14 protein-coding genes are annotated in these 14,503 nt (G+C 39.7%); all 14 read left to right on the top strand.

All coding sequences use genetic code 11. The features are described 5' to 3' along the window. On the top strand, positions 1-1,335 hold a 1,335-nt coding region (locus DXB39_RS14825), incomplete at its 5' end, for a hypothetical protein (RefSeq protein WP_158566003.1). Positions 1,336-1,349: 14 nt separating this feature from the next. Next, positions 1,350-1,640, top strand: coding sequence for a hypothetical protein (locus DXB39_RS14260; RefSeq protein WP_117699367.1), 291 nt, complete (start codon positions 1,350-1,352; stop codon positions 1,638-1,640). Between the two features lie 843 nt (positions 1,641-2,483). Beyond that, positions 2,484-2,921: a hypothetical protein gene (locus DXB39_RS14250; RefSeq protein ID WP_117842355.1), complete on the top strand. Its 438-nt coding sequence runs from the start codon at positions 2,484-2,486 to the stop codon at positions 2,919-2,921. Between the two features lie 53 nt (positions 2,922-2,974). Beyond that, positions 2,975-3,232 carry a hypothetical protein gene (locus DXB39_RS14245; protein ID WP_117699196.1) on the top strand — a complete coding sequence of 86 codons (258 nt, stop codon included), beginning with the start codon at positions 2,975-2,977 and terminating at the stop codon, positions 3,230-3,232. Positions 3,233-3,883: 651 nt separating this feature from the next. After that, positions 3,884-6,400 (top strand): hypothetical protein, encoded by a 2,517-nt coding sequence (locus DXB39_RS14240; protein ID WP_117842354.1) that lies wholly within the window; start codon positions 3,884-3,886, stop codon positions 6,398-6,400. Between the two features lie 19 nt (positions 6,401-6,419). After that, positions 6,420-6,722 carry a WXG100 family type VII secretion target gene (locus DXB39_RS14235; RefSeq protein WP_158552129.1) on the top strand — a complete coding sequence of 101 codons (303 nt, stop codon included), beginning with the start codon at positions 6,420-6,422 and terminating at the stop codon, positions 6,720-6,722. A gap of 85 nt (positions 6,723-6,807) precedes the next feature. Then, positions 6,808-7,227 (top strand): type VII secretion EssA family protein, encoded by a 420-nt coding sequence (locus DXB39_RS14230; protein WP_117842353.1) that lies wholly within the window; start codon positions 6,808-6,810, stop codon positions 7,225-7,227. Next, positions 7,196-7,426, top strand: coding sequence for a hypothetical protein (locus DXB39_RS14225; protein ID WP_147326062.1), 231 nt, complete (start codon positions 7,196-7,198; stop codon positions 7,424-7,426). Before DXB39_RS14230 ends, DXB39_RS14225 begins: the two co-directional genes overlap by 32 nt. A gap of 44 nt (positions 7,427-7,470) precedes the next feature. Then, on the top strand, positions 7,471-8,559 hold the full coding sequence (locus DXB39_RS14220; protein WP_117699191.1) for a type VII secretion protein EssB/YukC: 1,089 nt from the start codon (positions 7,471-7,473) through the stop codon (positions 8,557-8,559). 1 nt (position 8,560) lies between these two features. Then, a complete protein-coding gene (essC, locus tag DXB39_RS14215) occupies positions 8,561-12,745 on the top strand; it encodes a type VII secretion protein EssC (protein ID WP_117842352.1) in 4,185 nt (1,394 codons plus the stop codon). 26 nt (positions 12,746-12,771) lie between these two features. Beyond that, on the top strand, positions 12,772-13,086 hold the full coding sequence (locus tag DXB39_RS14210) for a DUF4176 domain-containing protein (protein ID WP_117699189.1): 315 nt from the start codon (positions 12,772-12,774) through the stop codon (positions 13,084-13,086). Between the two features lie 33 nt (positions 13,087-13,119). Next, the gene (locus DXB39_RS14205) at positions 13,120-13,599 is read left to right on the top strand and encodes a YwqH-like family protein (protein ID WP_117699188.1); all 480 of its coding nucleotides are present in this window, start codon (positions 13,120-13,122) and stop codon (positions 13,597-13,599) included. Between the two features lie 12 nt (positions 13,600-13,611). Continuing rightward, the gene (locus DXB39_RS14200; protein WP_117901610.1) at positions 13,612-13,884 is read left to right on the top strand and encodes a hypothetical protein; all 273 of its coding nucleotides are present in this window, start codon (positions 13,612-13,614) and stop codon (positions 13,882-13,884) included. 17 nt (positions 13,885-13,901) lie between these two features. Beyond that, positions 13,902-14,503, top strand: a 602-nt coding sequence (locus DXB39_RS14195) for a T7SS effector LXG polymorphic toxin (protein WP_147343739.1), incomplete at its 3' end; no start/stop codon positions are given.

Here is a 14,503-nt window from a genome sequence, read left to right as displayed (position 1 = left end):
TCTACAACCTGTATGGAAAGCTGTTTTGACAATGCGCTTGCCGGAGTGCAGAATGTCCGTACACAGATAGGGGAATATGAAGAGGCACACAGCCATGCAGACATGTATCCCATCGATATGATGGTAGGTTATCTTCGCAGTATTATTGGTGGACAGTTAGGTGGCAGTAGTGCTACAATCAGTGCATATGATGCATCGGTTGTGAATGCAACAGAGTCCTTCCAACTGGCACAGATGATGGATGGAATGTTAAGTACATATCTCGAGCAGGTGAAGGACAGGGTAAACTCCTGTGAGGAGTTCTATGAACTGCAGCAACAGCAGTGGCAGGAATCTATCCGACTGAGAACAGAAGAAGGCATTGTGAAAACACTTGTCGGAGTCGGAACCATGATTCTGGGAGGAATGCTTGTCGTAGCAACCTGTGGTATGGCTCTTCCTTTAGTGGCTACAGTGGGAGTTGCAGCAATTGGATTAGGCACAGCTGCATATGGATGTGCAAATACAGTAGAAGGTGGTCAGGATGTTTATGCAGGAGTAACAGGAGACCCAAGAATGGTATCGGTTAATCCAATCCGTGATACAGTATTTGCCAGTAATCCGGACCTCTATTATTTAATAGGAAATGTATTGACAATCGCTGCTTCCCTGATACTGACCGGAGGAATGGCAGCAAATGCAGCAGTAAGTGCAGGAACATCCATAGGAAGGGCCGTAGTAACAGAGTATGCAAAGCAGGGACTGACGATGGCAGCCAGCAGCTATGTGGAAAAGAGCATGACAGAAGCAACCAACAGTCCACTGGCAGGCTTTGTAGTTGGCTCACTAACCGGAATAGCAACATATGGAACGCTCAGTGAGGCAGAGCTGGAAGTAGTAAATAACGTAAAAAGACCGCAGCAGTTGGGAAATGTAGGGGAGAGTGGTAGAAACACAGCAACGACAATAGATTATTCTTATAAATTTGATAGGGAATTAGCCAATTTTAATGATGGTTATGAAATAAGGACAACAGTAGATAAAGATTTAATATTAGTGCAGTATAGTTCTGACGCACCAGATGCATCCTTATGTTACTGGACAACGGTTGATGAAGCAAATGGAATTACAACATTGAATGATTATATGGATAAGTTGGCTTTATCAAAAGATTGGGGAAACAGAAATACTGTAAAAGTTGCGAGAATTCCTGCTGGAACGGAGGTTAAGTATGCTGTAGGAACTGCGAGAGAACAATTATTGATTGCAGACCCTAGACCAGGTGGTGGAGTTCAATATTTATTTAATCAATTTGATACAGATTGGATAACAGAGATTAGAAGTTTTTCAAATTAAAGGAGATTGCTATTATGGATAAAAGACAAGAATTATTAAAAAAATTGGAACTATTAGTACAAGAAATTGATAAAGCCAAGAAAATGGTAGATGATGAAAAAAGTCAATACTTAAATAATTATGAAAATAGAATTGAAGTCGTAATAAAAAAATTACGGGATGGTACATTACCTGCTTCTAAAGGTGGACTTATTGGTACAATGAGAGGGATTTCAGAATATGACAGTTTGGCATCTATAAAAGCGTTGTACGATGCGGCATCTGATGTGGATTTGTTTTATAGCAAAGAATGTCAAAAATGGTAATATATTATTTTAATTATGTCTCCACATAAGGACATCTGAAATCAAAACTGAACATTGTATTTTTAGACTTAAAATGCATTGTTTTCATAGCAATTGGTGCTGTGGAGATGATGTGTTTTTGCATTGAATAGCGGTATTTATATTATAAAAATCGGTCAAAAAAGCGGTAATTTAATTGGACATTTTCATCTTTTTTGCGGTAATTGAAAGGGTTGTAGTTCTGTGTATCCTAATCATTTTATCCAGACCAAAATGTCGGACAAAGTTTTCGTACAATGTAGGAAAGCCTTACAGTATCATTATTTCCGTTGATAAAGAAAAATATGCTTTCCGCAGAACTGATGTTTTGATAAAGCTGGGAAATCTCATATTCGATAGATTTGAGAAAAATGTATTAAAAATTGCCCTTCAATTTCGTTACGAGGTTTCCAGCAAAAAAATCCATTTATCTGTATCCATATCATAAACTATAGGCTTCATTGAGTTTGTTTTCCGTAACTGTCAGATGCTCAATGAAATCCGTAAGAATACCAGTGTTTTCAAGATTTAATTCGTAATTAAGTTTCACTTTCAGATGATTTATGAGCATTAGAGAAATAAAAACGCATAGGTCTCATAAACACAGACAATTACAAATAATACTGACAGTAGTTTCTATTACTGATAATAAAAACCAAATACTTTTAAGTATAATAAGTATTCCTGCATTCATACTGGTAGTAAGAAGGAAATCTTCCAGATACTTTCCCATAAGTGAAGTACCGTAGCCATAATCGGATAATCACTGCTTTTCACTGGTACGATATAATGGTTATAAGTTTGTTGATGAAGGGGGAATTTGGCATGCGGTTAGATAGTAGTTTTTATAATAAATATGTTGAGCTGTTTGACTCATATATGTGTAAAATATTTGGTACAGATATCGAAAAAACAGAAGCAATATGCAGTTTTGAAAACAGAGGTTTTTTTAGATTAGAATACAAGTATTATCCTCATAATTATAGAATTGTGATAGAAAATGATATAACACTATTTGATATATCAATTTTTGATGATGAACAAGCATCTAATTCTTTGCAGCGAATTTGTAAATTTAAAAATCATCTGAGTACAGAATGTATTGAAGAAGCAATTAATTTGCTAAAGGCTGTTTTGTTAAAAAATGAATTTAATTTTTATTTTTATAAAGATGGTAAGTTATACAGGAAGAATGCTGAGGGTATAAAAAGAGTCAAAGACATAAGGGAGTTATTAAATGGAGGAGAAAAGAGTTGTAAGTAAATATTTGGAATATAGAGAAAATGTACTGAAGTAAATTTGGAGGAGTTGATAAAATGCCATTAGAAGAGCAGTTCATTAAAAGAAATGGTGAGTTGCAACAGAAAGTAAAGGAAGAAATAGAAAAAGTAAAAGAGGGACAAAGTGAGAGAAATATAGTTCAGTTGCAAACTATATTGAGTGAACTTCAAACTAGTAGCAGACAGAAAAATATTATTTTGAGTTATCCTCGAATTATAATTGACTCATGGGATTATTCAGATTATTTAGGTATGGAGTTGGTGGAGTTGGCAGAATTATATAAAAAAATATAATCCTTGATATAGAAATATATTATTTGTATAAAAGGATCCGGATATGGGGAAATATCCCTGCGGAAGTTTCTTTGCACAAGCATATGATAGTCAAGATAGAGAAAATTTATTGAGTGGAGAAGGGGCGGATATATATATCAAAAATTGTCTGCGTATAGTAGCCAAAGGATTAGTTAGTAAATTTAGACGGTAAACAGGTACAAGTAGATGTATTAAGAATTGATTTTAATATCACGCCTCCATTTCATTGGAACGCTAAAAATCAAAAGATATGTTAAGTAGGATAATTTTTAAACGCATTGTTTCCATAGCACTTGGTGCTATGGAAGCAATGCGTTTCTTGTAGTTTACGCGAGTAGCAAGATGGCAGATTACACAAAAAAGGAAAAACTGCTTTGATGTTCAGAGAAAACTGTTTCGACTTTTATTCGACCAGATTAAATTAAGTTTAAAATGATATAGAAATTAATCATCTGCTAATTTTAGAAAAAGTATGCTGAAATGCCCGGAAAATAAGGAAAAATGAAAAATCAGGAGAGAAAAAAAGAGGAACAGATAAAGGGAAAATGAGGTCGAATATTTTTGGTTGACATTTACGAAAAAAAGAGAAAGAATCTATACGACAAAGACAAAAGAAAAGGGAGAGAGGATATGAAACGGAAGAAAGTAATAACTGTTCTTTTGTGCATTATGCTGCTGGGAACAAGCGGTTTTACCGGATATCAAATCGGTAAGATAAATGGAAACACTACATTGCAGACAGGTAATACAGCAGTAGAAAGAACGGTGGAGTCACAGGGAGTGGCAGTTGTGAATCTGGATACCGGCATATCGGATGGTAATACACAAGTCTATTATGGGGAGCAGATCATAAATTTTCCAAATGATAATTTCATATATACCTCATTAGAAGATGCCAGAAATGGAATAGAAGAAGGGCGATACGGTGCTTATATTATAATTCCATCAGATTTTTCGGAAAATGTTGAAAGCTTAAATACAGTTCCGGCGGCATCGCAGTTACAGTATGCAGTCAGTGAAGATGTATCAGCGGATGCAAGAGAAGATCTTTTAGGTGATGTCCTTCAGTTTGGGGAACAACTGAACAGTCAGATGACATATATGTATCTATGTAACATAATGGATGAATTTCATGCGGCGCAGGATGAATCTGCAATGGTTATGAATAATGACATTACAGATAAAGAAGCAATACAGGGAATACAGGCATCTGATTTGGTAAGCATGGTTCCGGTTCCGGAATTAAAACAGCAGGAAGACACTACAATACCGTTAGATATTTCGGATTATACAGAGGAAAATGCGCAGTTGATTCAGGCAGTAGACAGTGCATATCGGGAAAATCTGTCAGATGCTTCTGCACAGTTAAGTGATTTGCGAACAGCAGGAAATGAACTGGTCAGTTCCTTAAAAGAAATATCAGAAGGCGTAGGAGAAATCAATTTACTTTCGGATGCAGACGGGCAACTTTTATATCGGGATGGGATTCGAAATCTGCAGGATACATTGCTTGCATATAACGGAGAAAAGACTGCTGAACAAAACAGCCGTCTTGCCCAGATTGCACAGATTCAAAATGTGACAGAACAACTGGATACGAATTTGCAGCAATGCATTGAAAACTATAATCAGAGAATTGAAGCAGCAGGAATACAGAACCTGAATTCCTATGGCAGAGAAATGAAGGCTCAGCTGCCGAAACTGCAATGGAAGGAAGCAGAGACAGAAGATGGAACAGTAGCATATGAACTGACCTGCAGTCAGGTAGAAGGAATGGAAGAACCGCCGGTTATTACCATTGCACTGGAACAGAATGCAATTGAAGAAAATGTAAAGAACAAGAATTATATCGACAAAATATTAAAGGCATTTCTGCTGCCGGAAGATTCAGATGGCGGGGACGGAGAAGAGGATAAAACCGGAGAAGGAGAGAAAACAGAAGAAGACAAAAACGGAGAAGAGAAAACCGGAGAGGACAAAACAGAAGAAGGCAAAACAGAAGAAGGAGAGAAAAACGAACCGGAATCAGGCGAAGGCGAAGATACTGGAGAAGAACCGGAAGCAGCGGTTACGGTAGAAAAAATATTTGAGCAGTGTGATGCAGATACAGAAATCATGGAATTTCTGACAGAACAGGGGTATGCCTCTACAAAGGAATTTTTAAAGGCATATCTGGATGGAGAAGTGCCGGTTGCACAGACAGAGACGCAGCTAAAGGTAACGGGAGATGTGGATGCATTGGGAGAATATCTTAAGGCATCACTGGAACAGATTACGACAGAAGATTATACATTACCGGTATTTGAGGGAAGCTGGCAGACCGGGGATGGCAGCAGGATGGGATTTCGTGATTTGCTGAGAGACACCGGGCTTTTATGTGATGCGATGCAGACAGATGTGGCGGCACAGAAGAATGTTGATGTGGATGGCATTACGGGTCTGGCTCAGAGTGGTTGTATACAGCCATTGGCAGACCGCACAGATTTCGTGAAAAAGGAGATAGAAAATAGCCAGAAAGAAGAACAGGATGCAGTTAATTCTTATCAAAGAAGCGTAAATGGATTTCATCCAAGACAGGATACCACAGTGATGAATGACAGCGTGAGCAGCATGAGAGAAAATGCTGCACTTATGCAGCAGGAAATCAACACCAGCAATCAGTCTTATGTGGATTATGCAGATAAATTGTATCAGACTACTTCAGAAAATATATTGACATTGCAGCAGCACATGGAAGAAGCGAAAGAAACTTCCAATCAGGCAGTTACAGATGCATTGGCTTCGGCAAAGGAAGTGAAGAATACTACAAGCAGTCAGAATCAGACGGCATTGGCAGATTTTGCAGCAAAGCTTCCCTATACAAGAGTAGGAAGCATGGAATATACACAGGTATATGAATTTGTGGCACAACCAACGCAGATGCTGCAGGTCAGCGATTACCAGCGTTTAAAGGATGAGGTGGATCATACCGTATCACAGAAAAGTGTTACCGGCAGCAGGGAACAACAGAAGAGTTCACGTTGGGTGGAATATCTTTTATATGGAATATTAGGAATTCTGGCGGTGGGAATATTAGGAAGCTATGCCAGAAGTTATCACAGAAGAATCAAGGAACAGAGCAACCCGTCGAAAGACGTTGCAATATAAAGTAAAGGAGACAAAAGAAATGGCAGATGTAAACAACATCCGGATTAGTCCGGAGCAGATGGAGACAAAGGCAAATGAATTTGATGCAAGATGTGAGGAATTCCAGCAGGTAGTAAGTACCATGCGTAATATGGTTTCTACACTTTGCGATGAATGGGCAGGACAGAGCAGTCAGGCATTTTATGATCAGTTCAGTTCCTTAGAGCCTAGCTTTTCTGCAACTGCAGAATTAATTACATCCATTGCACAGCAGTTACGTGATGTATCTACATCTATGCAGAACATTGACCGTGAAATTGCCGGAAAGATTGGAGTAATGTAATAGAGAATCGGAAAGCCACATCCTGTGACTTTCCGATTCTTCTATCCCTTAAGACCATACTTTTGTCAGAAACAGGAGAAGTAAAGTGACAGATAATTCTAAAATAGAGATTAATCCTTCGGTACTGCAGAACCGGTCGCAGACCTATCAGTCGCTGACGGATGTAAACGGAGCAGATGTATTTACGGATGATTATGAAGAAAAAGTAAAAGATTACCAGCAGAAGGAACAACGCAGCTATGAGGATACAAAGGAACAGGTATTTATAAAGAAAATGGATGAAAATGCCGGAAAAGAAGAGGCTGTAAAAGAACAATTATTTTTAACAACAGGAAGTCAGCAGCTGCAGCAGCAGGCAGAAGTAACCGCATCATTGGATGCGTATTGGATTCCGGCATGCGGAATTCTGCTGGCAGTGGGAATTCTGCTGTTGCTGCAATATCGGAAGAGAAGACAGGGAAGGTGGAAGAAAAATGTTGCTCACACTTACAATTATGAATCGTGAAGGAAGCTGGCAGGAAGATATACAGGTTAATCCACAGCAGAAAATAATAGATACCATGCTTATTTTAAAGGAAGCGGGAAAACTGCCACAGGAAGAGGTACAAGAAATGAAATCTGAACGCAGGGGAAGATTTCTGGACATGAATAAGAACTATGAACAGCAGAGTATTTATGATGGAGATATTCTCTGCATACAGTAGAGGCAGACAGAGGACAGAAGAAAATAAGATACGGGAGAGAAAAGATGGAAGAAAGAATAAAGAAATCAGCATTACAGGCGGAAGGCATATTTGATTATCAGAAATTAATGTATCCGGATACAGGTCTTATTGCAGTGAAAATAGAGGAAGAAGGGGAGGAACTGCTTTTAACCTATAATCTGGAAGCACTGACACCGATGACAGAGATACGAAAAGAAGATATTACCACAAGACTGGCGGTATTGGAAAATATAGAATTACTGGCAGCATGCCGGAAATCATATTACTTTACATTAGAGCCGGAAAATCTTTATTACGACAGGAATCATCTGGTCTATGTAAAACAGAGAGATATCTGCGGGGAAGACAGAGAATATGATGAACAGAAATGGATGGAAGAATATAAAGCACTCATTGGCTATGCATTACAGAAACAGTACAGTTATGCGGATTATGTACAGGGAGGAATGCAGCTTTTAAAGGGTGGCATACTGCAAAAGGTACGGCAGGTGGAATCCGTAGAAGAGCTGGTCAGACTGTTGGAACAGCGTAAGCAGGAGATAGAGACAGAACGGTCTGTGAAAATGATTTTTCTGAACCGAAGACGGTATCGTACATTGCAGGCATCGTTTGTTGTGGTATTGCTGTTGGCAATAGTACTGGCGGTCTATGCATTGGTTGATTTCATCCGTACTGAGCCATATAAGGATGCAGTAATTGCGGCAGAAAATGCCTATATTTCCGCTGATTATGTATCCTGTGTGGATGCTATGCAGGAAATATCGGTAAAAGATATGGATATATATCAGAAATATATTCTTGCCAATTCCTATGTGAGAAGTGAGAATCTGACACAGCAGCAGAAAGAGAATATTATAAGCAATCTTTCTTTAAAGGAGACGCCAGCCAGATTGGAGTACTGGATATATCTTGGAAGAAATGACATTTCAGAGGCAATTGATATTGCCATGCAGCAGTCCGATGATGAAATGCTGCTTTATGCTTATATGAAACAGAAATCCATGATAGAGACAGACAGCAGTCTCAGTGGAGAAGAGAAAACACAGGAGCTGGAGAAAATTGCACAGAAGATGCAGCCATTGATGGAAAAATACGATACCGAGGAAGAATAGCATGAAGAGAAGCTTTCAGAGAACAGAGAATTTTACAATAGACGGAAAAAATGGAAATCTTGGAATTGAAGGATTTCCGGCAAGGCTATGGGTCAGGAATGATGAGGTAACAATAGAAGGTTATGAGAACATATACTGGAACGGAAGGGAAGCCGCCTGTAAAGGAAAGATAAACAATGGAGATGAATTAAGCTTTTCCCGGGGAAAAATTATCTTCCTGGAAAAAAGTGTACAGGTGGAATGCGAAGATACGGTGAATATCAATACCGATGGATTATTGGAACTGGAAGAAAAAGAAATTCCATTTGAAGGATATCCGAAGTATAAACGTTCTCCTCGAATCATTAAAAGAATACCGGATTTGGAAATTAGTCTGACCAGCCCAAAAGAACAGCAGAATGGAAAGAAAGAGAGTCTGGTACAACTTATTGTGCCGCCTCTTGTGATGCTGTGTGTGACAGTAGGAATCAGTATTTTAATGAAGCGTGGTTTATATGTGCTGATGTCAGCAGCAGGCACAGTGATGACAACAATATTTACGGTGGTTAAATATATAACAGACCGTAAGGAAGGTCAGGAGAATAAAAGGCTCCGGGAGAAAACATATCGGGAATATCTGTTAAAGAAAAGAAAGGAAATATATGCAGCATATCAGAATGAAGAAGAGGCAAATCACTATAATTATCCGGAGGTAAAGGAGCTTGCCCGGATGGTTGGGCAGTACAGTCCAAGAATCTATGAGAGAAGCTCTAATGATGATGATTTCCTGAATGTATCTTTGGGACAGGTAATGGCAGATTGTCATTTCCGTATTCGCCTTTCTACGGATGAATTAAAGGATAAACCGGATGAGCTGGAACTGGAAGCACAGGAATTGAAGCGGGAATTTTCAAAGATGAAACAGCCTGTTGTAGTAGATTTAAAGAAAGCACATCTGGGACTGGTGGGAGAGAAAAGCGTTATTCATGAGCAATTGAAATTACTTGTGGCGCAGCTTACTTTTTTTCAGAGTTATCATGACCTTGAAATCGTAACAATTTATAATAACAGATTTGATGCTGATTTCCAGTGGATGCGTTGGTATCCACATTTACGGATACATGCGGTAAATGTAGTGGGAACTGTAAATTCAGAGCGGAAGAGAGACCAGATTCTTGGAAGCCTGCATCAGATGATTAAGAACCGGAAAAACAAATTAGAAGAAAGTAAGAAGGAAAGCCGTTTTCTGCCGCATCTTATATTTATTATAGATGAGCCAAAGTTAATTATGGACCATTCTATTATGGAATATCTGGATAAAGAAGGGGATAACCTTGGATTTTCTATTATTTACACCACAAATATGAGAGCAAATCTGCCTGAGAATATCGGTACAATAGTTATGCTTCATAATTCCGGTCAGGCAACACTTCTGATGGAAGAGAAGGAAGAGAAAAATCTTTCCTTTGAATTGTCAGATACCAGCGGTATAAATTTGGAATGGATGGCAAGAAATTTAAGTACACTGGAGCATATGCAGGGAATCAGTGCACAGATACCGGAGAGTATTACATTTTTTGAAATGTATCAGGTGGAGCATCCGGAGGAACTGGATATTGCAAAACGATGGAAGAAAAATCATGCAGCAAAGTCCCTGGCTGTTCCGCTTGGGGTAAGAGCCAAGGAAGATTATGTCAATCTTAATCTGCATGAAAAAGCCCATGGTCCCCATGGACTTGTAGCAGGAACGACAGGTTCCGGTAAATCGGAAATTATCCAGTCTTATATACTGTCTCTGGCAGTCAATTATCATCCGTATGAGGTGGCATTTTTACTGATTGATTATAAAGGTGGTGGAATGGCAGGATTATTCCGGAATCTGCCGCATCTGCTGGGAACAATCACCAATCTGGATGGAGCACAGAGTATGCGTGCCATGGCATCAATTAAGAGTGAACTGGCAAGAAGACAGAAAATATTCAGCAGCTATGATGTGAATCATATCAATGCATATCATAAGCTGTTCCAGAATGGAGAGGCAAAGGAACCACTGCCGCATTTATTCATTATCAGTGATGAGTTTGCAGAGCTGAAAAAGGAACAGCCGGATTTTATGACGGAACTGGTATCGGCGGCGCGAATCGGACGAAGCCTTGGTGTGCATCTGATACTGGCAACACAGAAACCAACCGGAGTTGTAGATGACCAGATCTGGACAAACTCCAAGTTTAAACTGGCACTTATGGTACAGAATGAGGCAGACAGTAAAGAAATATTAAAGACACCGGATGCCGCCAATATTACAATCCCCGGAAGAGCTTATCTTCAGGTTGGAAATAATGAAATCTATGAATTATTCCAGTCGGCATGGAGTGGAGCTTCTTATGTAAGTGAAAAGGAAGAGGAAAAAGTAGATGACAGAGTTTATCTGGTGAATGACCTTGGACAGGGTGAACTGATAAATGAAGATTTAAGTGATGAACATGCTTCCGGCGGCAATATGATGACGCAGCTGGATGCTACGGTAGATTATATCCACAGAGTATATGAGGCAATGGATACCGTGGAAGTAAAACGGCCGTGGATGCCACCGTTGCCGGAACAGATTGTATCGGACCAGCAGGCAGAGAAAGGAAATGCATTAAATCTGATTGCACGGATTGGAAAGATAGATATTCCGGAAGAACAGCAGCAGGTGGAGTACCAGCTTGATTTTGCCACAGACGGAAATCTCTTATATATTGCTTCCGCAGGTTATGGAAAAACAGCATTTCTTACAACCGTGTTGTTGTCACTGGCAATGCATAACCGGGTAGAGAATCTGAACTTCTATATATTGGATTTTGGAAACAGTGGATTGATTCCATTGAACCGCCTGCATCATACGGCAGACTATATCAGTTTTGATGATACAGAACGATTCCGTAAATTCTGCAATCTTATACAGGCAGAGATAAAACGGCGTAAAAAATTACTGGCAGAACGGATGGTACAGAATTTTGAAGTATACAATCAGGTGGCAGAAAAGACATTAAAAGCAATAGTAATTGCTATTGACAATTATGATGTGGTCAAAGAACTGGGATATGAAGCGGAAGAATTTTTCCAGAAATTATCCAGAGATGGTACCGGACTTGGCATATATATGGCAGCAACAGCAACACGAAGTAATGCCATGAAGTATTCTACATATAACAATTTTAAGAATAAAGTGGCAGGTTATCTTTTCGATGAATCAGACTTGCATGTAATTGTGGGACGAAGTTCTTATTCACAGTCAGAGATAAAGGGACGGACACTTATAAAATACAATGGACTGGTAAGTGTCATGCAGGTCTATGTCATGACTGCATTTACAGATGAACTGGAGTATAACCAGGGTATAGAAGCCTGTATTGAGCAGATAAATGCATGCTATCCGGATACTGTAGCACCGAGAATCCCGGTATTGCCGGATGAGTTAAATATCAGAACATTTATGGAAATGATAAAGAAACAGCATACAGCAGAAGAAAACGCTGCAGAGAAGGCAATCTGGCTGGGACTGAATAAAGAGAGTGTATTGCCGGAATGTATTCCGGCAGGTCTTACAACACCATTTGTAATTCTGGGTGAGACTGCAAGAGGAAAGACGAATGCATTAAAGGTTATTTTAGAACAGATAACAGGAAGAGGAAAAGTATATTTATTAGACTCGAAAGATATGGAACTATATCATTACAGGTCCGGAGATGAGATTCATTATATCGGAGCAGATGGAATAGATGCGTTTCTTATGGAACTGGGGGGACTGGTGACTGCACGAAATCAGCAGCTGCAGCAGAAGATGAAGGAACATCCGGAACAGTTACCACGCCGTCTGGTTCAGGAACTGGATGCATGTTATGTCGTGGTAGATGAGTGGGATGACTTTGTAGAGGCAACGAAATTAAAAGCTGTATTGCTGGCACCGATATTGAGTGGGGCATTGTCCAGTGGAATCCGATTTATTCTTACAGCCAATTCCGGTAAATTAAAAGGATTTGATGAGATTACCAAATTTGCAAAAGCAACTACGGATGGTCTGCTGGTGGGCAACCCTGGTTCTACAGGAATTTTTGGAACAGTTGCAGCAAAGGAATTGCCGCAGTTAAGTGATGGTCTGCTTTTCCATAATGGAGCATATGTGCGTATCCGCATACCGAAATGTGAAGACAGAGAAGAATAAAGAAAAATAAGCAGGAGGATAAAAAGATGGAACAGGAAAATATAGAGTTTTTGCCGTTAGGAAGTATTGTGCAGCTTAAAGGTGGCGTAAAGAAAATTATGATTATAGCAAGAGGTGCATTTGCAGTAGTCAAAGGTGAAAAAAGATATTTTGATTATGGAGCGTGTACCTATCCGGAAGGGGTTATAGGAGATGCACTGTTATATTTTCAGCATAAGGATATTCAGAAAATAGTATATCGCGGTTATGAGGATGAAGACGAGAAGCTGATGCAGGAAAATATTAAAAACAATCTGAGTGTGCTGCAGGAGCAGCTGCTGAAGAAAGAACAGGAAGCATAAGAAGGCGTCGGAGAGATGAGGAGGAAAGGATAAATGTCGAAGACGAAGAAAAGCTCTTCCGGCAGTAAAGGAAGTTCAACAACAAAGAAGAGTACAACCAGTACAGCGGAGATTAATCAGGTAAAACAGCAGTTAAACACAGTAAAGAGCAGTTTGCAGTTAGAAAGCAGCAGTCTGGCTCCCATGGAGGGGACACTTAATACATTAAAGGAACTGAAAACGAGACTTGAGACAGCCATAGATACGCTGAGAAACCAGAAGGATGGTATTGAGGATAAATATACATTAGACAGTGGCTGGCGTGGAGATTTATATAATGCATCAATTTCTGCCTCCAGTGCATTGAAAACAGAATACGGAAATGTCTGTACCAATCTGGGATATGATCTGGATGCACTTTGTGATGAGATTACAAGAAGAGAGAATGAAATCTACAATAAGAATGAGTATATCGGCAAGCTGCAGAGCAGTTGGAACAGTCTTTGCAACTGGCTGGAAAAACATACTAATTAGGAGGGCATCATTATGCTGATAAAATTAGATACCAATGTTTATACATCAAAGGTACATTCTTTTTCAACGGTATCCGGTGAGGTAGAAGGAAAGCAGCTTACAGTTCCGGATTTAAATGTATCAATGGATGCCATGACAGCGTACCGGGCAGGCTTTTCACAGTTAATTGGTCTGATGAGTTATTATCAGAGCCTCCTGACGCAGGATGCCGGGAAGCTTCTCACACTGCGTGATGAACTGGTTGATGCAGAAGCTTCTTTGATGAAAATGATAAAGACAAAATAGGGGGAGTGGAGAAAGTTATGGGATTTCAGGTAAAGTATGAAGAAATTACCAGCATTCGGGAACTGATTCTGGCACAGCTTGACCGGTGGATAGAGCAGATAGATGCGGTAAGAAGCAGTATTGTAGAGATTGCTGCCATGTCGGAGATGCACGGAGAGGCAGCAGAGCATGTGAGAAGCTATATGTGGGATTATCATATGAATCTTGCAAATATGATAAAAGATACGATAGAAACCTACCGGAGCAGCTTTATACTCTACACAGACTGGTATTATAACATTGATTCTGACCAGCTGGCAGAGATGTCTCAGGATTCCATGGAGGGACTGGAGGAGAACATCCAGGGAGCCAGGTCAGACTTTGATGCGGTAGCAGAGGAAGTAGCGGATATTGAGAGAGAACTGTCTGCTTATCTTGATGTGGGCAGATTTTCTACAACCTGTATGGAAAGCTGTTTTGACAATGCGCTTGCCGGAGTGCAGAATGTCCGCACACAGATAGGGGAATATGAAGAGGCGCACAGCCATGCAGATATGTATCCCATCGATATGATGATAGGCTATCTTCGCAGTATTATTGGTGGACAGTTAGGTGGCAGTAGTGCTACAATCAGTGCATA

Source organism: Roseburia sp. OM03-7AC (assembly GCF_003462625.1).
Lineage (GTDB): Bacteria > Bacillota > Clostridia > Lachnospirales > Lachnospiraceae > Roseburia_C > Roseburia_C amylophila.
The sequence above is the reverse complement of the archived record's forward strand: the minus strand, read 5'-3'. Positions and strand labels throughout refer to the sequence as shown.